Raw genomic sequence first — 21,789 nt, forward strand, 5'->3', positions numbered from 1 at the left:
GGCGCAGTCCGATACAGCGGCGTGCACGGTATCAGAGACGTCGCCGTCAGGGGTGCGCTCGGTGGGGTCAGACAGGTGCGTCCTGGTAGTCTTCGACGCAACCGGGGGCGGGTACGGACACGGCGCAGGAGCAGATAGGGGTGTGCATGAGCGATTACCTGGGTTCTTGAAATTCTTATGGGGTGTTGACCGGCGGTGCTGACGGTCCGCGCTCGGTCGATTGGCAAAATGTGCATCGACCAGCTTCACTGTCGGGAACGATGGTGGGCACACGGCCCCGGCGAATCAATCGACCCATGCGGTAATTGGTCGATAATCGCACGCAAAACTAACTGGTTGGTACGTGCTCGGGTAGAGTAGCAGGCTGATACAACCACTTCTTTCATCACGGTTTTGCCTGCTTGCAAGGGCACGGCAGAACTGCAGAAAAAGGCTCGTTTCGAGGCCTCCCCGTAAGCCCTCGAGCAGTCATTGGAGCGTGCCATGCAGCGTTCGATCGCCACTGTGTCCCTGAGCGGTACCCTGCCGGAAAAACTCGAAGCCATTGCCGCCGCCGGTTTCGATGGTGTGGAAATCTTCGAAAACGACCTGCTGTACTACGACGGCAGCCCCCGGGAAGTTCGGCAGATGTGCGCCGACCTGGGCATCGCCATCACCCTGTTCCAGCCGTTCCGTGACTTCGAAGGTGGCAACCGTTCGCGCATGGCGCGCAACTTCGACCGCGCCGAGCACAAGTTCGACTTGATGCAGGAACTGGGTACCGACCTGGTGCTGGTATGCAGCAATACCGCTGCCGACTCCCTAGGCGAACAGCAGATTCTCGTCGACGACCTGCGCCAATTGGCCGAACGCGCCGACAAGCGTGGCCTGCGCATCGGCTACGAAGCCCTGGCCTGGGGCCGCCACGTCAACACCTACCAGCAGGTCTGGGACATCGTTCGCCAGGCCGACCACAAGGCACTGGGCGTGTTGCTCGACAGCTTTCACACGCTGTCGCTCAAGGGCGATCCGCGAGCGATCGCCGACATTCCCGGTGACAAGATCTTCTTCGTGCAGATGGCCGATGCGCCCATTCTGGCCATGGACGTGCTGGAGTGGAGCCGACATTTCCGCTGCTTCCCCGGGCAGGGCGAGTTCGACCTGCCGGGCTTTCTCGCGCCGATCATCAAGACCGGCTACACCGGGCCGTTGTCCCTGGAAATCTTCAACGACGGTTTCCGTGCCGCACCGCCTCGGGCCAACGCGGCCGACGGTTTGCGCTCGCTGCTGTACCTCGAGGAAAAGACCCGCAAGCTGCTGGAACAGGAGGCTACGCCGGTGCCCAACCTGGATATTCTCTTCGCGCCCCCGGCTGCGGATGAATACCAGGGCATCGAGTTTCTCGAGTTCGCCGTGGACGAAAGCCTGGGCGCCAAGCTCAGCCACTGGCTGCAGCAACTGGGCTTCGCCAAGGCCGGTCAACACCGTTCCAAGAACGTCAGCCTGCTGCGCCAAGGCGATATCAACCTGATCCTCAACGCCGAACCGTACTCCTTCGCCCACAACTTCTTCGAATCCCACGGCCCCTCACTGTGTGCCACGGCGTTGCGGGTCAAGGACAGCGCCAAGGCGCTGGAGCGCGCCGTGGCCTACAAGGCCCAGCCTTTCCGCGGTCTGGTCGGCCCCAACGAGCGCCAGCTGGCCGCCGTGCGGGCCCTGGATGGCAGCCTGATCTACCTGGTGGACGACGCCAGCGACGGGCCGACCATCTACGAGTCCGATTTCAGCCTCAGTGCACCCGCGGCGACACCCGGCATGCTCAAGTCCATCGACCACATGGCCATGGCCATACCGCCGGACACCCTCGACAGCTGGGTGCTGTTCTACAAGACCGTGCTGGACTTCAAGGCCGACGACGAGGTGGTGCTGCCCGACCCCTACGGCCTGGTGAAAAGCCGTGCGGTGCGCAGCCAGTGCAGCTCGATCCGCCTGCCGCTGAACATCTCGGAGAACCGCAACACGGCGATCTCCCATGCGCTGTCGACTTATCGCGGCTCGGGCGTGCATCACATCGCCTTCGATTGCGACGACATATTCGCGGCCGTGAGCAAGGCCAAGGAGGCGGGGGTGGCACTGCTGGACATCCCGCTCAACTATTACGACGATCTGGGCGCGCGGTTCGATTTCGACGACGAATTCCTCAGCGAGCTGGCGTACTACAACGTGCTGTACGACCGTGACGCCAACGGTGGCGAGCTGTTCCACGTGTACACGGAGCCGTTCGAGGAGCGTTTCTTCTTCGAGGTGCTGCAGCGTCGTGGTGGTTATGCCGGCTATGGCGCGGCCAACGTCGCCGTGCGGCTGTCGGCCATGGCCAAGGCGCGCGCCGGTGGCATCCGTCACGCCAAGCTGTGAAGGCCTGCCCGCAGCGCAGGTGTGCTGCGGGCTTTCCATGGGCGCGCGGCGCGCCGCATAATGGCCCCTGACCAACGACGGCCGTGAGCCCAGCATGACTACGATCTCAGAGGCGGACGCGCAATCGACCGACGTTCCTCGCAAGCCCCGCAAGAACAACCCCGAGAAGACCCGCGAGAACATCCTGCAGGCCGCTATCACCGAATTCGTCGAGCAGGGCCTGGCGGGCGCGCGCGTGGATGCCATCGCCGAGCGTACGCACACCTCCAAGCGCATGATCTATTACTATTTCAGCAGCAAGGAGCAGCTGTATCTGGAGGTGCTGGAAAAGCTCTACGGCGATATTCGCGGTACCGAAGCCAAGCTGCATCTGGACGAGCTGACGCCGGTGGAAGGCATCCGGCGGTTGGTGGAGTTCAGCTTCGATCACCATGATCGCAACGAGGATTTCGTGCGTATCGTGTGCAACGAAAACATGCATAAGGGCGAGTACGTCAAGAAGTCCACGAGCATTCGCGAGTTGAACAAGACCGTGCTGCTGGCGTTGGCCGACCTGCTGCGGCGCGGTACCGAGCAGGGCGTGTTTCGTCCGGGCCTGGATGCCATGGACGTGCATTTGCTGATCAGCTCGTTCTGCTTCTACCGAGTGTCCAACAAGCACACCTTCGGCGAGTTGTTCCAGGTCGATTTCAACGAAGCCACGTTGAAGCTGCACCACCGCGAAATGCTCTGCGAATCGCTCCTGCGCTTCATCCAGGCCCCGTAGCCGCATTCCGCCTGACACACCACCTTGGCCGCCGACGCGGCTCGCGCCGCTGCTACAGACCACGCTCCCCTGTAGCAGCGGCGCAAGCCGCGTCCGGCCGCACCGCGTTGCGCCTGACACACCGCACCCACCGCCGACGCGGCTCGCGCCGCTGCTACAGACACCGCGATCCCCTGCAGCAGCGGCGCAAGCCGCGTTGTGCCTGACCCACCACCTTGGCCGCCGACACGGGTCGTGATCGGGGTCCTGGCTTATCCGTTCATTTCGGCGAAATGCGCCATCATGCGTTCGGCATCGGCTTGCCGGCCGCTGAACAGCTCGAAGGCCTTCACTGCCTGGAACACCGCCATGGTGCCACCGTCCAGCGTACGGCAACCCAGCGCGCGAGCTTCACGCAGCAGTTCGGTCTCGAGCGGAAAATAGACGATTTCGGCCACCCACAGCCCCGGGTGCAAGGCCGCCTTGGGCACAGGCATTCCCGGCAGCTTGGCCATGCCCATCGGCGTGGTATTGACCAGGCCGTCGGCCTCGGACAAGGCCGCCAGCAGGTCACTGCCCACCCGCGCCGGCTGCCCCGGGAAATGCTGATTGAGGTTGTCCGCCAAAGCCTGCGCCCGTGCCGGCTCGACATCGAAAATGCTCAGTTGCCCCACACCCTCGAGTAGCAACGCATGGGCCACCGCCGCACCGGCGCCACCGGCGCCCATCTGCACCACGCGGTCGCGCTTGGCACCCTGCATGCCGCGGCGAAAACCTTCGGCGAAACCCAGGCAGTCGGTGTTGTGGCCCACCCGTTTGCCATCCTTGAGCACCACGGTATTCACCGCGCCGATCCCGGCCGCTTCCGGCGACAGCTCATCGAGCAGGGGAATGATCGCCTGCTTGGCAGGGAAGGTGATGTTCAAACCGGTAAAGCTCATGCGCTGAGCGGCAGTGAGCAGTTCTTCGAGGGCGCCGTTGTCGAGCTTCAGCGCATCCAGATCGATCAATCGGTAGACATAACCCAAGCCTTGCGCGGCGCCTTCGCGCTCGTGCATGGCCGGGGTACGGGACTGCTGGATACCGGCGCCGATCAGGCCTGCCAGGACGTTATTGCCGCTCATCGGGTGACTCCATTGTTATTGTTTGTTTAATGGAGATAAATTGTACGAACTAGTTACTTACGTCAAATGGTTTTCGCCGATGGCGCACGGCGCGCCTCAACGGCGCACCAACAGGACCCCCGATTCCATGTGGTGGGTATACGGAAACTGGTCGAACAGCGCGCACTTGGCCACTTTGTGGGTGTCATGCAGCTGCTGGATGTTGGCCGCCAGGGTTTCCGGATTGCAGGAGATGTACAGGATGTTGTCGAAGCGCCGGGTCAGCTCGCAGGTGTCCGCATCCATGCCGGCCCGTGGTGGGTCGACGAATACGCTGCCGAAGTCATAGGCCTTGAGATCGATGCCCTGCAAGCGGCGGAACGGCCGCACCTCGTTCAGCGCCTCGGTCAGCTCTTCGGCCGACAGACGCACCAGCGTCACGTTATCGACCCCGTTGTCGTCGAGGTTGTGCAGGGCAGCGGCAACCGACGTCTTGCTGATCTCCGTGGCCAGGACCTTGCGTACTCGTGTGGCCAGCGGCAGGGTGAAATTGCCGTTGCCGCAATACAGCTCCAGCAGATCATCGTCACGCGGGCCCAACGCCTCGTACGCCCAGTTGAGCATCTTCTGGTTGACCGTGCCGTTGGGCTGGGTGAACGCGCCCTCGGGCTGGCGATAGCGGAAGGTACGACCAGCGACTTCGAGCGCCTCGACTGCATAGTCGCGGCCGATGACCACACGCTTGCCCTTGGAACGACCGATGAGGCTCACGCCCAGATCGCTCGCCAACTGCTCGGCCGCGCGCTGCCAGTGCTCGTCCAGCGGGCGGTGGTAACACAGGGTGACCATGGCGTCGCCGTCCAGGGTGGTCAGGAACTCCACCTGGAACAGCTTGTAGCTCAGCGCTGCATCGTTCTGCCAGGCAGCTTTGAGGCGCGGCATCAGCTCGTTGATGCGGATGCTGGCAATCGGGAAGCTGTCGATCAGGATCGGTACATGCTTCTCGCCGGGAGCGAACATCGCATAGTGCCGCTGGCCATCCTCGCGCCACAGGCGAAATTCCGCACGCAGCCGGTAGTGCTCGCGCGGCGAATCGAAGACAGCCGGTTCCGGGGCGTCGAATGGCGCCAGCAGCGCGCGCAGGCGCGCCACTTTTTCATCCAGTTGCTGGGTGTAGGAGGAGGGGTCGAGAACAGCACTCATGGATACCAGCCCAGTTTCACAACGAACAGAATGGAAAGGATCACCAGGGCCGAATTCAAGTCGCGGGTACGGCCCGCCAGCAGCTTGATCAAGGTCCAGGCGATGAAGCCGAAGGCGATGCCGTTGGCGATCGAATAGGTCAGTGGCATGGCCAAAGCGGTGACCACCACCGGTGCGGCTTCGGTGATGTCGTCCCAGTCGATCTCAGCCAGCCCCGAGGCCATCAATACCGCCACGAAGAACAGCGCCGGTGCCGTTGCATAGGCCGGTACGCTGCCGGCCAGCGGAGCGAAGAACAGCGCCAGCAAAAACAGCACCGCAACCACGATGGCGGTCAGCCCGGTGCGGCCACCGGCACTCACACCTGCGGCCGACTCGATGTAGCTGGTCGTGGTGGAGGTGCCCAGCAGCGAGCCGGCCATGGCCGCCGTGCTGTCGGCGATCAACGCGCGGCCCATCTTCGGCATGTGGCCGTCCTTGCCCATCAGGCCGGCGCGCTTGGCGACGCCGATCAAGGTCCCGGAGTTGTCGAACAGGTCCACGAAAAGGAAGGCGAAGATCACGCTCAGCAGGCCGATGTCCAGGGCCCCGGCGATGTCCAGCTGCATGAACGTCGGCGCCAGCGAAGGCGGCATCGACACCAGCCCGTTGAACGGGCTGAAGCCCAGCAGAATAGAGGCGGTGGTCACCACCAGAATGCCGATCAGCACCGCCCCGCGAACCTTGCGCGCCTCCAGGGCGACGATCAGGAAGAAGCCGAGGATCGCCAGCACCGCGCCAGGCTTGGTCAGGTCGCCCATGCCCACCACCGTGGCCGGATTGCCGACCACGATGCCAGCGCCCTGCAGGGCGATCAGCGCCAGGAACAGGCCAATGCCGGCGGCGATGGCCGAGCGCAGCGGCAGGGGAATGCTGTTGACGATCCATTCGCGGATGCGAAAGATCGACAGCAGGAAAAAGCACACGGCCGAGATGAACACCGCACCCAGCGCCACTTGCCAGGTGTGGCCCATGTGCAGGACCACGGTGTAGGTGAAGAAGGCGTTCAGGCCCATGCCGGGCGCCAGGGCGATCGGGTAGTTGGCGATCAGGCCCATGATCGTCGAGCCGATGGCGGCAGCCAGGCAGGTCGCGACGAAGACCGCGCCCTTGTCCATGCCGGTTTCACCCAGGATGCTGGGGTTGACGAACAGGATGTAGGCCATCGCCAGGAAGGTCGTCACCCCGGCGAGTATTTCCGTGCGCACGTTGGTGTTGTGCGCCTTGAGTTGAAACAGCCTTTCCAGCATGCCTGCTCCCTGTGGCGCTTTTTGCGCCGTTGCCGTTGTTGTCGAGTGTTGTAGTGTCGACCCTGATAGCAAAGCACATCCGGGCGGTAAAAAAAGCCGCGCATCATACCAGCAGCACCGCATGGAAACACTCATCAGCTCGTCTGAACGAATGGCGACCGCTCAAAGTCGTACCTGCAAACGACGCGACAAGAAAAATGTCGCGCAGCAAGCTGAATTACCGTGAGGTCGACCCGATGAACACGCTTTCTACAAGCGCTGGTGCGCAGCCGTACGCCAGCCACAGCATTTCCCTGCAACTCAATGGCCAATCACGTCAACTCGACGTGCTGCCCTGGACCACGCTGCTGGACCTGTTGCGCGAACAACTCGACCTGGTCGGCAGCAAGAAAGGCTGCGACCACGGCCAGTGCGGTGCCTGCACCGTGCTGCTCAATGGCAAACGCGTCAATGCCTGCCTGACCCTGGCCGTGATGTGCGATGGCGCCGAATTGACCACCATCGAAGGGCTGGCGCAGGGTGACCAACTGCATCCGGTCCAGGCGGCGTTCATCAAGCACGACGCTTTCCAGTGCGGTTACTGCACGCCGGGGCAGATCTGCTCCGCCGTCGGCCTGATCAACGAAGGTCGCGCCGAATCCAGCGCCGACATCAAGGAATTGATGAGCGGCAACCTGTGCCGCTGCGGTGCCTACAGCAACATTCGCGCGGCCATCGAAGAAGTGGTCGAAGTGCAGGGGGGTGAGCGCTCATGAATCCGTTTACCTACGCCAAGCCTGCAGGCGTCGATGAAGCCGTACGCCTGGCCGGCCCGCACTCGCGCTTCATCGCCGGCGGCACCAACCTGCTCGACCTGATGAAAGAAAACGTCCTGCAGCCCGAGCAGCTCATCGACATCACCGGTCTGCCTCTGCGCGAAGTCGAGGAGACCGCCGACGGCGGCGTGCGCATCGGCGCAATGGTGAGCAATGCCGACCTGGCCTGGCATCCGTTGATCGAACAGCGTTACCCATTGCTCAGCCAGGCGATTCTGGCGGGCGCATCGCCGCAGCTGCGCAACATGGCCAGCACCGGTGGCAACCTGCTGCAACGCACGCGTTGCTACTACTTCTATGATTCGAAGATGCCGTGCAACAAGCGCGAGCCTGGCACCGGCTGCCCGGCCAAGGACGGCCTGAATCGCATTCACGCCATTCTTGGCGCCAGCGAGCAATGCGTGGCCACCCATCCTTCGGATATGTGTGTGGCCTTGGCGGCCCTGGCTGCCGTGGTTCATGTGCAAGGCCCGAACGGCGCACGCACCATCGAGTTCGCCGACTTTCATCGCCTGCCTGCCGACGCCCCCGAGCGCGACAACCAATTGGCCGATGATGAGCTGATCACCGCAGTGGAACTGCCTGCCGCCGGCTTCACCGCCCACAGCCAGTACCTGAAGATTCGCGATCGGGCGTCCTATGCCTTCGCACTGGTTTCGGTTGCGGCCGCTTTGGAACTCGACGGCGAGACCATCCGCGACGCCCGCCTGGCGCTGGGCGGGGTGGCTCACAAGCCATGGCGCGATGAGGCGGTGGAACGCCTGCTGATCGGCCAGCCCGCCACTGCCGAAACCTTCGGCAAAGCCGCCGACCTGTTGCTGCAGGACGCTCGCGGCCTGCAACACAACACCTTCAAGATCAAGCTGGCCCGCCGCGCGATAGTCCGTGCCCTGAGCGATGCCGCAAAAGGGGAGATGCAGCCATGAGCACACTCGGCCAACCCATGGACCGCGTCGACGGTCTGCTCAAAGTAACGGGTCAAGCGCGCTATGCCGGCGAGTTCCCGGAAGACGGCCTGCTGTTCGGCAGCGTTGTCTCCAGCACCATCGCCAACGGCCGCGTGGTTTCCATCGACGCTTCCAGGGCGCTGGCGCTGCCCGGTGTGGTGGCCGTGATCGACCACAGCAACCGGCCGAAGCTGGCCAGCTACGACGAAAAATACGAAGACGACGACTCCGCCGATGGCTCGCCGTTTCGCCCGCTGTACAACGACAATGTGTTGTACAGCGGCCAGCCACTGGCCCTGGTCGTCGCTGAAAACCTGGAGCTTGCCCGCCATGCAGGCTCGCTGGTGCACATCAAGTACGCCCAGGAATCCCACCAGACCGACCTGCGCGCCCAGCTGTCCGCCGCCAAGCCGGCACCCGCCGAGCTGCCCGAGCCACGTGGCGATTTCGCCGGGCAATTCGCAGCTGCGCCGATCACCGTCGACGCGACCTACGACACACCGGTCGAGCACCACAACCCGATGGAGCCGCACGCCAGCACCGCGCTCTACCAGGCCGATGGCAGCCTGGTCATCCACGACAAGACCCAGAGCACGCAGAACTGTCAGACCTACCTGTCCAACGTGTTCGGCCTGGACAAGAAAAAGATCCGCGTCATGGCCGCCTTCGTCGGCGGCGCCTTTGGTTCCGGCCTGCGTCCGCAGTATCAGCTGCCCTTGGCCGTCATGGCGGCCCTGCACCTCAAGCGTTCGGTGCGCGTGACCCTGACCCGCCAGCAGATGTTCACCTTCGGTTACCGCCCACGCACCGTGCAGCAACTGCAGCTGGCCTGTAGCGCCGACGGCAAGCTGCAGGCGGTCGGTCACACTGCGACCGGGCAGACCTCACGCTTCGAAGACTTCTCGGAGCACGTCGTGGAATGGAGCGGCATGCTCTACCACTGTGACAACGTCAAGTTGACCTACAACCTGGTGCCGTTGGACGTGTTCACGCCGCTGGACATGCGGGCACCGGGTGCAGCCCTGGGCATGATCGGCCTGGAGTGCGCGATGGACGAGCTGGCAGTGGCGGCCAGGATCGACCCGGTCCAGCTGCGCCTGGTCAACTTCTCCGACACCAACCAGAACGAAGGCAAGCCGTATTCCAGCAAAGAGCTCAAGGCCTGCTATCAGCAGGGTGCCGAACGCTTCGGCTGGAGCCAGCGCAAGGTCGAGCCGCGCAGCATGCGCCGCGATAACCAACTGGTAGGCATGGGCATGGCCGGTGGGGTCTGGGAAGCCATGCAGATGCCGGCCAGCGCCAAGGCCAGGCTGGACAAGCAAGGCAAGCTGGTGGTGAGCAGTGCGACCACTGACATCGGCACTGGTACCTATACCGTGATGACCCAGATTGCCGCTGCGGCGGCCGGCGTCGCCGCGCAGGACGTGGAGTTCAAGCTGGGCGACTCGTCGCTGCCTACGGCGCCGCTGCAGGGCGGCTCGTTCACCGTGTCTTCGGTGGGTACGGCCGTGCAGCAGGCCTGCGAAGCGCTCAAGGCCAAGCTCATCCATGCCGCCAGCCAGGTGCAGCCGGCGTTTGCCGACGCCGATCCTGCGCAGGTGTTCGTCGAGGGCGGCGAACTGCGTTGCCCTGGCCACCATTTGTCGCTGGCAAACCTGGCCAGCATCGACGGCTCGGACACTTTCGAAGCGCAGGTCGACGCCAAGCCGGACAAGAAGCGCGAAGGCTATGCCACGGCCACCCATTCGGCGGTGTTCGTTGAAGTGGAGGTCGACGAAGACCTGGGCACCATCCGCGTGACCCGTGTGGTCAGCGCCGTGGCCGCTGGGCGCGTGGTCAATCCGAAGATGGCCCGCAGCCAGATTCTCGGTGGCGTGGTCTGGGGCCTGGGCATGGCGCTGCAGGAAGAAACCCAGACCGACCATAACCTGGGCCGGTTCATGAACCACAGCCTGGCCGAGTATCACATTCCAGTGAACGCGGACATCAACGATATCGAGGTGATCTTCGTCGACGAGCCCGACGACATCGTCAACGCCCTGGGTTCCAAAGGCGTCGGCGAAATCGGTATCGTCGGGGTTGCCGCTGCAGTGGCCAACGCCATCTACCACGCTACCGGCAAGCGTGTTCGCGAGTTTCCGATCACGCTGGACAAGGTGATGTAACGCATCTGGTGTCTTGGTAGGACAGTGCACTCCTCAAGAGCCGTTTAGGTTTTTTGGGGAGTGTTCTTGCAGGTGCAAGCCAAGTACGCAAACCAGAAGAATCTTTCGATCGCGACTGCGTATCCGCGTTGATCAGTGCAGGCTCCGTCGCCCGCCTACCCATAATCATGGGCATCAGCTATCTGAGCAAACCCGCAGGAAGAAGGAATATTTCACTATCTCTCCAGCGGATTTTGCGCGCTAAGTATGTATCGACGCGGTTTTTTTCAGAATGTTCTTACAGCTTGTTGCGAATAGTCTTTGGTCGGGCTGCTATCTTGCAATGTTTTTTAACTTTCCAGATTATGGCGCGCCTTGACGTCGGTAGGGTTAAGTCGACTACAGTACCGTCGCGCTGCAGTCAGGCGCATCATTGTTAACGCTCAATTTCTGCAAGATGCGCAACGGACATTACTTGCCAGGAGGCAACCGATGAATGTATCGAAAGTCGATTTTACTCGAGTTGTAAATCCGTTGGTTAAAGAGTCAAAGCCAGCATCGGACACAACGGAAAGTTTCAAGCAGATACTGAACCTATCATCGGAAACGCCACCTTCTCGGCACGATAACGTAACGCTTTCTCCAGCTGCCGTGAGTCTGGCTGACAAAGAACGGGAAATCGAGCGAGTGCGGGCGCAGGGGCGGGAATTGAGTGAGTGCGGGGTGAGTCGCGCAGAGTTGGCGATATGCCAAGTGCCGAGTTGGATGATTGGCTTTGCCAATTCCATTGTTGAAGTCGTGGGTTCACAAACTATCGAAACCCGTCTGACCCACAACGTTTCAGACGGTCAGATGCAAGAGTTCCGCGAGCGCCTGCAGGCCGTACAGCAAACGGTATCGGAGGGTCATGGTTTGTGGGGGGTCGATGATTTGGAACATTACGTGATCATGAATACCACGCCGGGCATTGAAGCTACCCTGCATCGAGAGATGAACGAGGCAATCCGTTCGGACGCCCGACTTGTGGCACTTATCGCTGAAATAGGCTTTTACATGACGGACATTGAATCGCCTGACGTATAAGTCCCGATTTTTTAATAAAGGAGTACAGAAATTTGTCCATGCAATGGAAAGCCCTTTCGATAGGCGTAATGTTGGTCGCGGCGTCAGTGGGCAGTTATGCTGCGGTTCCCATGGTTGAAGCACTGCGCGGCGCGGGTATGGAAGTGCGCACACTTGACGATGGACAAATGGCGCTAATAAAAGGTACGGCCCGCATCACTGGATACGCCCGACCCAGTGTCACCCAAGGTATCAAAACTCATCAGGTCACATGGAAAAAGCGCGGTAGTCAGTCTGATTATCGAGCCTATCAATATCAAGGATTCGCTTATAGCCCGCATGAATATAAGTGGTATCGAGATGGCGGGACGCTGGAGCTTGTTGCAGGCGATGTCTGGCTGGCCGATTCAACTAGCCGTATGAACGCCTGGAATCGTGCCAATGCCCGCGAAATCGAGCATCACTACCAGGCTCTGGATCGCGAGACCAAGGCGCCGCGCAACTATGGCTTCCGCGCCAGTCAATGGTCACGGCCCATCTCCACATTCCGCTGGTGACCCATAAGCGCAGCCTTGATACGTGCTGCGCCTACTTTTTTCGATAACCGCAAGGACGCCAATGTCTATCCCGTCTTCACTCACGCACTTTGCCGCGAGTGTCAGCATTCTGTTATCTACCGCTCCTGTTGCAATGGCTGATACTGTCCACCTGAAGAATGGCGACAGCCTCTCAGGCAGGTTGATCAGCTATGAGGGCGACGTCTGCGTTTTCAGCGCTTCCTACGGCACGGGGTTGAATATTCCGGGTCCGGACATTGCGTCATTGCAAACCGACCATGATTATGAAGTGCGATTCAAGAATGGCGAACTAGCCTCGGGGCGCTTGATGAGTAATGGCGCAACGTTGACCTTGCTCACATCCACGACCTTCGGTGAGGTCGAGGTCAGGATGACCGAAATACAAGCACTGACTCGCAGCTTCGTCGAAGAGCGGAATCCCGAAGCCGAGGATGTTCCCGCCGAATACGGCGAACGTACCGAACAACCGCCGCTGGATTTCCTGGTGGGCTCTACGGTATTGCTCGGGCCGGGTGAGTATGAGTTCGATATGGGGCTTGTTTACAAGCAAAGCCGCCGGCAACACAATCTGTTTGACGTTGGCTATTTCCAGAAATCCTCCTACAGTGCACGCGTCATCCAGTTCGAACCTACGCTTCGCGCAGGGCTTTTCGACCGGTTGGAAGGGCATCTTGCAGTGCCCTTCACTTATACGAGCGTCGAAGATGTCTCTTCCAATGAGTATGTAAGTACCACCGGCGCGTGGGACCTCGCGGACATAGGCTTTGGAGTCCAGTATCAGTGGCTGGACGAAACCTCCGCACATCCAGCTCTCTCGTTCACGTTCGACATCGGCGCCCCCACCGGCCGAAAACGCTACAACGACGCAGCCAACAGATGGAAGGACCCGTTGAACAACGGCTCGGGACACTGGAACGTAGCGCCAGGCATTGCGTGGGTGCGCAGCACAGACCCTGCCATTTTGTTTGGCGGTCTCAGCTATCAGCACTTCTTTAAGAGCACCATAGACGGCTATGCCGTGAAGCCGGGCTGGGCGTTGCGGAGTTACTTGGGTGCAGGTTTTGCACTGAATGAGAAGCTGTCCATAGGGGCGAGATTCTCATATAGCTACAGCGCCAACTTGAAGGCAGATAGACAAATCATCAAAGGTACTGATATCGATCCGGCGGACCTTGCCTTCAACCTGTCCTACCGGCTTCGTGACGATTGGGTGGTCTCTCCTCAAATCATGCTTGGGCTAAATGACGATGCAGGGCCGGCTTCCATGTCATTGAACCTCAAGCGCCAGTTCAATTGATGCGTCATCTAGCGGTTGGCCTGGCGTTCATGTTTGGGTTGACCATCATGGCGAACGCTTCGCCATTCCAGGCTCCCAGATCCTTTGTCGCATTGCGCATGGCTAACATCGATCGCCAAACGCTGGATTACTCCTGTGGTGCTGCGTCATTGACCATTCTGCTCAACTTGTATTTCGGCGAGACCCTGAGTGAGCAGGACGTACTCGCCGACATGGTTGCCAGGCTTACCAATGAGAAGGCTATGGAGCGAACCACTCAAGGATTTTCCTTGCTTGACCTCAAAACCACCGCCCAGCGTTTAGGCTATCTGGCCGAAGGTGTGATGTTGCCTCGTCAGGCATTGGCCTTGCTGAAAGGTCCGGTGATCATCCTGCTCAGGCAAAAAACGCTGAATCATTTTGTCGTGCTCAAAGGTATAAGCAATGGTAGTGCTTTGGTGGCAGATCCCGCACGGGGACATATCCGTATGCCCCTGTTTGAACTGTTCGAACAATGGCAGGGTGAAACGCTTGCACTGGGCCGAGACCATTTCGGACTGCCATCGGAGCATGGGTTAAGGCTGCCATCGCGTCGCTTGATTGCATCCGAGCGGGAAACTGTTCGGACAATGCAACGAACCCCAGTGCAATGATGCCGTACGACTACCTTGCGCCTAGGTATCAGATCCACCAAAGCCGTACAGATAGCCTTTCCAAACCCCATACCAGAGGAAAGTAAACCGGGTGCGACATCTGGTCGTGCGGCACTAAACCACACAGGCCAAGGCTGCAAACAAGGCTACTCTTTGAAGGTGTCTTCATCCATGTCAACGCCTCGTCTGGCGCGGCATGGCGGCCAAACGGCCACAATCCCTGCGACGTGGACTCCACTAGAACGAAGTCATCAGACCGCGCTCCCCTCGCAGGGGCCGCTGGCATGGGCCGCCCGCCTGCGCCGGTTCACCTGATAGAGGAAGCCCCATGTTCGGTTTAGAGGCAATCGATCTCGCCCGAATGCAGTTTGCGTTTACGGTCTCGTTCCACATTCTGTTTCCCGCCATCACCATCGGTCTGGCCAGCTACCTGGCTGTGCTCGAAGGCATGTGGCTGAAAACCCGTGACGACACCTACCGCGATCTGTATCACTTCTGGTCGAAGATATTCGCAGTCAACTTCGGCATGGGCGTCGTGTCCGGTCTGGTGATGGCCTACCAATTCGGCACCAACTGGAGCCGCTTCTCCGACTTCGCCGGTGCCGTCACCGGGCCGTTACTGACCTACGAAGTGCTCACTGCGTTCTTCCTGGAAGCGGGCTTCCTGGGTGTCATGCTGTTCGGCTGGAACCGCGTGGGCCGTGGCCTGCACTTCTTCTCGACGATAATGGTGGCAATCGGCACGCTGATTTCCACGTTCTGGATTCTTGCGTCCAACAGCTGGATGCAGACCCCCCAGGGCCATGCGATCATCGACGGCCGGGTGATCCCGGTCGACTGGTTCGCAGTCATCTTCAACCCCTCGTTCCCGTATCGCCTGGTGCACATGTCCATTGCCGCGTTCGTGGCCACGGCGTTCTTCGTCGGCGCCTCGGCGGCCTGGCACCTGCTGCGCGGTCGCAACACCCCGGCCATCCGCCGGATGTTCTCCATGGCCATGTGGATGGCGCTGATCGTGGCGCCGGTGCAGGCCTTCGTGGGTGACATGCACGGCTTGAACACGCTCGAGCACCAGCCGGCCAAGATCGCCGCGATCGAAGGCCACTGGGAAAACAAGGGTGACGAGGCAACGCCGCTGATCCTGTTCGGCTGGCCCGACATGGAAGCGGAGAAGACCCGTTTCGCCGTCGAGATTCCGTACCTGGGCAGCCTGATCCTGACCCACAGCCTGGACAAGCAGGTACCCGCGCTCAAGTCGTTTGCCAAGGAAGACCGTCCCAACTCGACCATCATCTTCTGGTCGTTCCGCGTCATGGCCGGACTGGGCATGCTGATGATCTTCGTCGGTCTGTGGAGCGTGTGGCTGCGCAAGAAAGATGCGCTGTTCACCTGCCGCCCGTTCCTCTACCTCACCCTGTGGATGGGGCCATCGGGCCTGATCGCGATACTGGCGGGCTGGTTCACCACCGAGATCGGCCGTCAGCCGTGGGTGGTCTACGGCCTGATGCGCACTGCCGACGCATCCTCCAACCACAGCATCGGCCAGATGACCTTCACCCTGGTGATGTTCGTCGTGGTGTATTTCGCGCTGTTCGGCGTGGGCCTGGGCTACATGATGCGCCTGGTGCGCAAGGGTCCGAAGGCGCACGAAGACAAGATCAACACCGGTGGCCCTGGTACCCAGCGCACGCCTGCACGTCCTCTTTCGGCTGCCCATGAAGGCACCGAAGAAGGCCACACCGACACCTTGAGCAAGGGGCACTAAGCATGGGTATCGACCTTCCGTTCATCTGGGCCGTGATCATCATCTTCGGCATCATGATGTACGTGATCATGGACGGCTTCGATCTGGGCATCGGCATCCTGTTCCCCTTCATGCAGGACGAAGGTGACCGCGATGTCATGATGAATACCGTGGCGCCGGTCTGGGACGGCAACGAAACCTGGCTGGTCCTGGGCGGTGCGGCGTTGTTCGGCGCCTTCCCGCTGGCCTACTCGGTGGTGTTGTCGGCGCTGTACCTGCCGCTGATCCTGATGCTGATGGGCCTGATCTTTCGTGGCGTGGCGTTCGAGTTCCGCTTCAAGGCCACTGCGGCCAAGCGCCATGTCTGGGACAAGGCGTTCATTGGCGGCTCGCTGGCGGCCACGTTCTTCCAGGGCGTGGCACTGGGTGCGTACATCGACGGCATTGCCGTGGTCGACCGCAACTATGCCGGTGGTGGCTTCGACTGGTTGACGCCGTTCAGCCTGTTCTGCGGGTTGGCACTGATCGTTGCCTACGCGTTGCTCGGTTGCACCTGGTTGATCATGAAAACCGAAGGCAGCCTGCAGCAGGCCATGCACAAACTGGCGCCGCCGCTGACCTACGGGCTGCTGATCGTGACCGGTATCGTCAGCATCTGGACGCCGCTGGCCCATGACGACATCGCCACGCGCTGGTTCAGCACGCCGAACCTGTTCTACTTCCTGCCCGTGCCGATTCTGGTGCTGGCCACGGTCGTCGGCCTGCTGCGCTCGGTGAAACGCAACGCGCACTACACGCCGTTCCTGCTGACCCTGCTGCTGGTGTTCCTGGGCTACAGCGGGCTGGGCATCAGCCTGTGGCCGAACATCATTCCGCCGTCGATCTCGATCTGGGACGCGTCGTCGCCGCCTCAGAGCCAGGGGTTCATCCTGGTGGGCACGCTGTTCATCATTCCGATCATCCTGGTTTACACCTTCTGGAGCTACTACGTGTTCCGCGGCAAGGTTACCCACGAAGACGGCTACCACTAGTCCAACCGCCGCTGCCCAGGCCAAGGCCTGGGTCGGGCAGGAGTAGAAGCATGAGCGAGAAACCGATCGTTACGCACAGCGAAGAGAAAAAGCCCTTGTGGAAACGCCTGGGCTGGCTGGTGGTGATCTATGCCGGCAGCGTCGTCGCGCTGGGCTTGTTTGCCATGTTGATCCGCCTGTTCATGACGGCGGCGGGGATGAAATCCCATTGAATCCCATCAGTGCTGCCCTGGCAGTGCTCATTTTACAGCCCTCCTTGCGGAGGGCTTTTTTTTGCCTGAGGGCAACTGCGCGCCTGGCCAGTGCGCTTACTTGCGGGCGCGCAGCACCACGAACTTGGGCGTGGACGCCACCTGTTCTACGGCCCGGAACAGCCGCGCCAACTTGCTGTGATAGCCCAGGTGGCGGTTGCCGACGATGTACAGGTCGCCCCCGGCAACCAAGGCTTCGCGCGCTTGCTGGAACATCCGCCACGCCAGGAAATCGCCCACCACTTGCTGCTGGTGGAACGGCGGGTTGCACAACACCACGTCCAGCGACTGCGGCGCCTGGCCAGCAAGTCCGTCACCGGCACGGACCTCGACCTCACGGGCACCCAGGGCTGCTTGCCAGTTCTCCCGCGCCGATTGCACGGCCATGAACGATTCATCGACCAGCGTGTAGTGCGCCTCCGGGTTGGCCAGGGCGCTGGCGATGGCCAGCACGCCGTTGCCGCAGCCCAGGTCGGCCACCCGCGCCGAGCCCAGGTTGCGCGGCAGGTGGGGGAGGAATGCGCGAGTGCCGATGTCCAGGCCCTCGCGGCAGAACACGTTGGCGTGGTTGAGCAGCGTCAGCGCAGGTTCGTCCAGCGCATAGCGGGTAGGGTAGGGCGATGCTTGTGCGGGTTTGTCTTCATGGGCGGCGATCAACAGCCTGGCCTTCTTGAGGGCCAGTGAGGGTCGCATCGTGCCGATGTATTTTTCCAGCAGCTCGCCGGCGGCGTGAGGCAGGTGCTTGACCATGCCGGCGGCCACCACCTCGGCGCCAGGCTTCAGGTGGCCGTGCAGGCGGATGAGTTGTTCTTCGAGCAGCGCGAGGGTCTTGGGCACGCGCACCAGCACACGGTCGAACGGACCTTGCACATCGGTGCTGGCCGGGATGAGCTCGACGCTGTCGAATGGCAGGCCGTTGCGCGTGAGGTTCTTTTCCAGCCCTAGCGCGCCCAGAAACGAATCGCCGCTGCTGACCACCTGCACGACGCTCTGCAGACTGATGGCCAGAGCACCGAAGCTGTCGTTGAGAATCAGCACGCGGGCCTGGGCTGGCAGCGCGTGCTCGGCCATGTAGGCCAGCAAATACTCGTCCGCCGCATCGAACGCCTGCAACGGTTCGTTGGGTTGATCGGGCTGGCGGATCAGATCGAGTTCAGCGAAAGGCGAGGTCAGTACAGGCATGGCGAAGGGCACGAAAGCGGCAATAAAGCCGCGATTCTACCCGATCGCACGCGGAGCCTGTAGAAGCGGTCATCGGCCGCGGAAGCCGCGCCGCAGCCATACCTGCGCAAGCAGGTTTCACCCTGCAACTGCACCCTGTGGGAGCGGGTTCTACCCGCGAAGGACTCACCGCGCAACATCAGACTCACTGCGGTACGACCTCCGCGGGCAGATGGCTCTCCGGTCGCCACACAAACCAGCGGTGTTTATCTTCAGCGGTTTGCGGGAAAATGCCGGCACTTGAACAACGGAGCGCCTCATGACCGCCAGCGCAGAAAAATTCACTCGCCAGACCCTCATCGAGGTCCAGCCGCTGACCCCCAGCCTGTTCACCCTGCGCACAACCCGCGATGCCGGTTTCCGCTTCGTCGCCGGTCAGTTCGCTCGTCTGGGTGTGACCAAGGCCGACGGCACCGTGGTGTGGCGCGCCTATTCGATGGTGTCGTCGCCCCACGACGAGTTTCTCGAGTTCTTCTCCATCGTCGTACCGGGTGGCGAGTTCACCAGCGAATTGAGCCGGCTCCGCGCAGGGGACGAACTGCTGGTGGAAAAGATGGCCACCGGGTTCCTTACCCTGGACCGCTTCGTCGACGGTCGCGACCTGTGGATGCTGGCAACCGGCACCGGCGTGGCGCCCTTCGTTTCGATCCTGCAGGATTTTCCCGTGTGGGAAAAATTCGAGCGGATCAAGCTGGTGTACAGCGCCAGACAGGGCCAGGAGCTGGCCTATCGTGAGCTGATCGCCGGGCTTGAACAGCGCGACTATTTGGCCGAGTTCGCCGGCAAGCTGCAATTTATCCCGATCGTGACCCGGGAAAGGGTGCCTGGCACCTTGCACGGGCGCATTACCGACCTGATTCAAAGCGGCGAACTGGAAAGGGCCGCAGGGCTGGAACTGACCCCCGAGCATTCACGGGTGATGATCTGCGGCAACCCGCAGATGATCGACGACACCCGGCAACTGCTCAAAGGCCGCGCCATGAACCTCAGCCTCAGCCGCCGTCCCGGCCAGGTCGCGGTCGAAAACTACTGGTAGCAATCGCCCCACCACCTGACCCACCGCATCAACGCTTCGCGGCCGATGACCGCCCCTGCAGCAGCTTTCATCCGTAGGAGCGGTCATCGGCCGCGAAGGGCTCACCGCGTTGTACCTGGCTCACCGCATCAACCTTTCGCGGCCACAGACCGCTCCTACAGTGGATCAGTGCCCACCCCGGCCCACCCGTAGGAGCGGTCATCGGCCGCGAACGGCGCACCGCGGTATCAGATCTGCGGCCCGGGCGTCGGCGCAGTGGTGACCACGGTGCCCTTGCCGTTCTGCTCCTTGAGCAGGTCACGGATTTCGCCCAGCAGCAGTTCTTCCTTGGTAGGCGCAGCCGGCGCTGCTGGCTTCTTTTCTTCCTGGTGGCGCAGGCGGTTGATGGCCTTCACGCCCATGAAGATGGCGAACGCCACAATGATGAAGTCGATGACCGTCTGGATGAACTTGCCATAGGCCAGCACCACCGCTGGCGCATCGCCAACCGCGGCGCGCAGGGTAATGGCCAGGTCGCTGAAATCCACGCCCCCGATCAGCAACCCAAGCGGCGGCATGATCACATCGCCAACGAAGGATGAAACGATCTTGCCGAACGCTGCACCGATGATAATACCAACGGCCATGTCGACTACATTGCCTTTGACCGCAAAGGCCTTGAATTCACTTAGCACGCTCATGAGGTTATTCCTTATTACAGATGAGGTTGGTCAACGCATTCCAAATCAGCGAGATGCTTCATTTTCCATGCCTGCTGCAAGGGACCCAACTGCGCCCTAGAAGTTTTGTCAAAGTACAGACTAGACGCTTTTCAGCGCTGCAAGGGCTTGATTTGCCCACTATTCCAGCGCGCTCGATTATCATGAACGCACTTTTCGAACAGGAATTTTCATGGCCAAGGCAAAGCGCATGTACGGCTGCACCGAGTGCGGTGCCACGTTTCCCAAATGGGCAGGCCAGTGCGGCGAGTGCGGTGCCTGGAACACCCTGGTGGAGACCGTCATCGAAAGCGGCGCTGCCGCACCGCCCAGTGGCCGCACCGGCTGGACAGGGCAGCAGGCCCAACTCAAGACCCTGGCCGAAGTCAGCATCGAAGAGATCCCGCGCTTTTCGACTGCATCGGCCGAGCTGGACCGCGTGCTCGGCGGCGGCCTGGTCGACGGCTCGGTGGTGCTGATCGGCGGCGACCCCGGCATCGGCAAATCCACCATCCTGCTGCAGACCCTGTGCAACATCGCCATGCGCATGCCCGCGCTGTACGTCACCGGCGAAGAATCGCAGCAACAGGTGGCCATGCGCGCGCGACGCCTGGGCCTGCCCCAGGACAAACTCAAGGTCATGACCGAGACCTGCATCGAAACCATCATCGCCACCGCCAAGGTCGAGCAGCCCAAGGTCATGGTGATCGACTCGATCCAGACCATCTTCACCGAAAACCTGCAGTCCGCGCCCGGCGGCGTGTCGCAGGTGCGCGAAAGCGCCGCGCTGCTGGTGCGTTACGCCAAACAGAGTGGCACGGCCATCTTTCTGGTTGGCCACGTGACCAAGGAAGGCGCCCTGGCCGGCCCCCGCGTGCTCGAGCACATGGTCGATACCGTGCTGTACTTCGAAGGCGAATCCGATGGCCGCCTGCGCTTGTTGCGGGCCGTGAAGAACCGCTTCGGCGCGATCAACGAGCTGGGCGTGTTCGGCATGACCGACAAGGGCCTGAAAGAAGTCTCCAACCCGTCGGCGATCTTTCTCACTCGTGCCCAGGAAGAAGTCCCCGGCAGTGTGGTCATGGCCACGTGGGAAGGTACCCGGCCCATGCTGGTGGAAGTGCAGGCGCTGGTCGACGACAGCCACCTGTCCAACCCGCGCCGGGTCACCCTGGGCCTGGACCAGAACCGCCTGGCCATGCTGTTGGCAGTACTGCATCGACACGGCGGCATCCCCACCCATGATCAGGACGTGTTCCTCAACGTGGTCGGCGGCGTGAAAGTGCTGGAAACCGCTTCCGACCTGGCGTTGCTCGCGGCGATCATGTCCAGCCTGCGCAACCGTCCGCTGCCGCACGACTTGCTGGTGTTCGGCGAAGTCGGCCTGTCCGGCGAGGTGCGTCCGGTTCCCAGTGGTCAGGAACGGCTCAAGGAAGCGGCCAAGCATGGCTTCAAGCGCGCCATCGTGCCCAAGGCCAATGCGCCCAAGGAAGCGCCGCCAGGCTTGCAGGTCATTGCCGTGACGCGTCTGGAACAAGCGCTGGATGCCTTGTTCGAGTAGCACGAACGCCGCAGTAGGCTAAGGTTGTTGGGTGTCAG

Annotated in this window: 19 protein-coding genes; 14 read left to right on the forward strand and 5 right to left on the reverse strand. The window is 61.5% G+C overall.

All coding sequences use genetic code 11. The annotated features are described in order from the left end of the window. Window positions 1–483 precede the first annotated feature (483 nt). Entirely contained in the window at window positions 484–2,394 is a 1,911-nt protein-coding gene (quiC, locus tag H7993_RS17770) for a 3-dehydroshikimate dehydratase QuiC (protein ID WP_185795189.1), read from the forward strand. Window positions 2,395–2,488: 94 nt separating this feature from the next. Further along, entirely contained in the window at window positions 2,489–3,160 is a 672-nt protein-coding gene (locus H7993_RS17775) for a TetR/AcrR family transcriptional regulator (RefSeq protein ID WP_122475393.1), read from the forward strand. A gap of 251 nt (window positions 3,161–3,411) precedes the next feature. Here the strand turns inward: H7993_RS17775 and H7993_RS17780 are convergent, their stop codons facing one another. The 3 genes from H7993_RS17780 to H7993_RS17790 form a co-directional block, all read right to left on the reverse strand. Continuing rightward, window positions 3,412–4,263 (reverse strand): shikimate dehydrogenase, encoded by an 852-nt coding sequence (locus tag H7993_RS17780; RefSeq protein WP_185795190.1) that lies wholly within the window; start codon window positions 4,261–4,263, stop codon window positions 3,412–3,414. Between the two features lie 96 nt (window positions 4,264–4,359). Next, entirely contained in the window at window positions 4,360–5,445 is a 1,086-nt protein-coding gene (gene trmA, locus H7993_RS17785) for a tRNA (uridine(54)-C5)-methyltransferase TrmA (protein ID WP_185795191.1), read from the reverse strand. After that, window positions 5,442–6,734: an NCS2 family permease gene (locus H7993_RS17790; protein WP_122475388.1), complete on the reverse strand. Its 1,293-nt coding sequence runs from the start codon at window positions 6,732–6,734 to the stop codon at window positions 5,442–5,444. The genes trmA and H7993_RS17790 overlap by 4 nt, the downstream gene beginning before the upstream one ends. A gap of 236 nt (window positions 6,735–6,970) precedes the next feature. On the opposite strand from H7993_RS17790, the gene H7993_RS17795 reads away from it, so the two are divergent. The 10 genes from H7993_RS17795 (at window position 6,971) to H7993_RS17840 (ending at window position 17,196) form a co-directional block, all read left to right on the forward strand. Further along, complete coding sequence (locus H7993_RS17795; protein WP_122475723.1) at window positions 6,971–7,489, forward strand: (2Fe-2S)-binding protein; 519 nt, start codon at window positions 6,971–6,973, stop codon at window positions 7,487–7,489. Further along, a complete protein-coding gene (locus H7993_RS17800) occupies window positions 7,486–8,475 on the forward strand; it encodes an FAD binding domain-containing protein (protein ID WP_185795192.1) in 990 nt (329 codons plus the stop codon). The genes H7993_RS17795 and H7993_RS17800 overlap by 4 nt, the downstream gene beginning before the upstream one ends. Then, window positions 8,472–10,661, forward strand: coding sequence for a xanthine dehydrogenase family protein molybdopterin-binding subunit (locus tag H7993_RS17805; RefSeq protein ID WP_185795193.1), 2,190 nt, complete (start codon window positions 8,472–8,474; stop codon window positions 10,659–10,661). The genes H7993_RS17800 and H7993_RS17805 overlap by 4 nt, the downstream gene beginning before the upstream one ends. 471 nt (window positions 10,662–11,132) lie before the next feature. Next, window positions 11,133–11,723 carry a hypothetical protein gene (locus tag H7993_RS17810; protein ID WP_122475383.1) on the forward strand — a complete coding sequence of 197 codons (591 nt, stop codon included), beginning with the start codon at window positions 11,133–11,135 and terminating at the stop codon, window positions 11,721–11,723. 38 nt (window positions 11,724–11,761) lie between these two features. Further along, window positions 11,762–12,259, forward strand: coding sequence for a hypothetical protein (locus tag H7993_RS17815; RefSeq protein ID WP_185795194.1), 498 nt, complete (start codon window positions 11,762–11,764; stop codon window positions 12,257–12,259). 61 nt (window positions 12,260–12,320) lie between these two features. Further along, window positions 12,321–13,577 carry a transporter gene (locus H7993_RS17820; protein ID WP_185795195.1) on the forward strand — a complete coding sequence of 419 codons (1,257 nt, stop codon included), beginning with the start codon at window positions 12,321–12,323 and terminating at the stop codon, window positions 13,575–13,577. Window positions 13,578–13,675: 98 nt separating this feature from the next. Further along, window positions 13,676–14,209: a C39 family peptidase gene (locus H7993_RS17825; protein ID WP_244647087.1), complete on the forward strand. Its 534-nt coding sequence runs from the start codon at window positions 13,676–13,678 to the stop codon at window positions 14,207–14,209. A gap of 328 nt (window positions 14,210–14,537) precedes the next feature. Continuing rightward, window positions 14,538–15,974 carry a cytochrome ubiquinol oxidase subunit I gene (locus H7993_RS17830; RefSeq protein ID WP_122475379.1) on the forward strand — a complete coding sequence of 479 codons (1,437 nt, stop codon included), beginning with the start codon at window positions 14,538–14,540 and terminating at the stop codon, window positions 15,972–15,974. Window positions 15,975–15,976: 2 nt separating this feature from the next. Continuing rightward, window positions 15,977–16,984 (forward strand): cytochrome d ubiquinol oxidase subunit II, encoded by a 1,008-nt coding sequence (gene cydB / locus H7993_RS17835; RefSeq protein WP_122475377.1) that lies wholly within the window; start codon window positions 15,977–15,979, stop codon window positions 16,982–16,984. Between the two features lie 50 nt (window positions 16,985–17,034). Next, a complete protein-coding gene (locus H7993_RS17840; protein WP_082223659.1) occupies window positions 17,035–17,196 on the forward strand; it encodes a DUF2474 domain-containing protein in 162 nt (53 codons plus the stop codon). 96 nt (window positions 17,197–17,292) lie between these two features. Here the strand turns inward: H7993_RS17840 and H7993_RS17845 are convergent, their stop codons facing one another. Beyond that, window positions 17,293–18,417 (reverse strand): methyltransferase, encoded by a 1,125-nt coding sequence (locus H7993_RS17845; RefSeq protein WP_185795197.1) that lies wholly within the window; start codon window positions 18,415–18,417, stop codon window positions 17,293–17,295. Between the two features lie 298 nt (window positions 18,418–18,715). On the opposite strand from H7993_RS17845, the gene H7993_RS17850 reads away from it, so the two are divergent. Beyond that, entirely contained in the window at window positions 18,716–19,492 is a 777-nt protein-coding gene (locus H7993_RS17850) for a ferredoxin--NADP reductase (RefSeq protein WP_122475374.1), read from the forward strand. Window positions 19,493–19,719: 227 nt separating this feature from the next. Here H7993_RS17850 and mscL read toward each other — a convergent pair whose 3' ends face one another. Then, the gene (gene mscL, locus H7993_RS17855; protein ID WP_122475373.1) at window positions 19,720–20,172 is read right to left on the reverse strand and encodes a large-conductance mechanosensitive channel protein MscL; all 453 of its coding nucleotides are present in this window, start codon (window positions 20,170–20,172) and stop codon (window positions 19,720–19,722) included. 211 nt (window positions 20,173–20,383) lie between these two features. Between mscL and radA the strand changes: the two genes are divergently transcribed. Continuing rightward, window positions 20,384–21,751, forward strand: a complete 1,368-nt coding sequence (gene radA / locus H7993_RS17860; RefSeq protein WP_122475371.1) for a DNA repair protein RadA — start codon at window positions 20,384–20,386, stop codon at window positions 21,749–21,751. Window positions 21,752–21,789: the final 38 nt, after the last annotated feature.

Origin of the sequence: Pseudomonas baltica, from assembly GCF_014235765.1 — a bacterium.
Lineage (GTDB): Bacteria > Pseudomonadota > Gammaproteobacteria > Pseudomonadales > Pseudomonadaceae > Aquipseudomonas > Aquipseudomonas baltica.

Coding starts and splice junctions, on each gene's coding strand:
- quiC (WP_185795189.1), top strand. CDS start 484: ATGCAGCGTTCGATCGCCACTGTGTCCCTGAGCGGTACCCTGCCGGAA.
- H7993_RS17790 (WP_122475388.1), bottom strand. CDS start 6,734: ATGCTGGAAAGGCTGTTTCAACTCAAGGCGCACAACACCAACGTGCGC.
- cydB (WP_122475377.1), top strand. CDS start 15,977: ATGGGTATCGACCTTCCGTTCATCTGGGCCGTGATCATCATCTTCGGC.
- H7993_RS17845 (WP_185795197.1), bottom strand. CDS start 18,417: ATGCCTGTACTGACCTCGCCTTTCGCTGAACTCGATCTGATCCGCCAG.
- H7993_RS17830 (WP_122475379.1), top strand. CDS start 14,538: ATGTTCGGTTTAGAGGCAATCGATCTCGCCCGAATGCAGTTTGCGTTT.
- H7993_RS17780 (WP_185795190.1), bottom strand. CDS start 4,263: ATGAGCGGCAATAACGTCCTGGCAGGCCTGATCGGCGCCGGTATCCAG.
- H7993_RS17825 (WP_244647087.1), top strand. CDS start 13,676: ATGGCTAACATCGATCGCCAAACGCTGGATTACTCCTGTGGTGCTGCG.
- H7993_RS17820 (WP_185795195.1), top strand. CDS start 12,321: ATGTCTATCCCGTCTTCACTCACGCACTTTGCCGCGAGTGTCAGCATT.
- H7993_RS17775 (WP_122475393.1), top strand. CDS start 2,489: ATGACTACGATCTCAGAGGCGGACGCGCAATCGACCGACGTTCCTCGC.
- H7993_RS17850 (WP_122475374.1), top strand. CDS start 18,716: ATGACCGCCAGCGCAGAAAAATTCACTCGCCAGACCCTCATCGAGGTC.
- trmA (WP_185795191.1), bottom strand. CDS start 5,445: ATGAGTGCTGTTCTCGACCCCTCCTCCTACACCCAGCAACTGGATGAA.
- H7993_RS17840 (WP_082223659.1), top strand. CDS start 17,035: ATGAGCGAGAAACCGATCGTTACGCACAGCGAAGAGAAAAAGCCCTTG.
- mscL (WP_122475373.1), bottom strand. CDS start 20,172: ATGAGCGTGCTAAGTGAATTCAAGGCCTTTGCGGTCAAAGGCAATGTA.
- radA (WP_122475371.1), top strand. CDS start 20,384: ATGGCCAAGGCAAAGCGCATGTACGGCTGCACCGAGTGCGGTGCCACG.
- H7993_RS17800 (WP_185795192.1), top strand. CDS start 7,486: ATGAATCCGTTTACCTACGCCAAGCCTGCAGGCGTCGATGAAGCCGTA.
- H7993_RS17815 (WP_185795194.1), top strand. CDS start 11,762: ATGCAATGGAAAGCCCTTTCGATAGGCGTAATGTTGGTCGCGGCGTCA.
- H7993_RS17810 (WP_122475383.1), top strand. CDS start 11,133: ATGAATGTATCGAAAGTCGATTTTACTCGAGTTGTAAATCCGTTGGTT.
- H7993_RS17805 (WP_185795193.1), top strand. CDS start 8,472: ATGAGCACACTCGGCCAACCCATGGACCGCGTCGACGGTCTGCTCAAA.
- H7993_RS17795 (WP_122475723.1), top strand. CDS start 6,971: ATGAACACGCTTTCTACAAGCGCTGGTGCGCAGCCGTACGCCAGCCAC.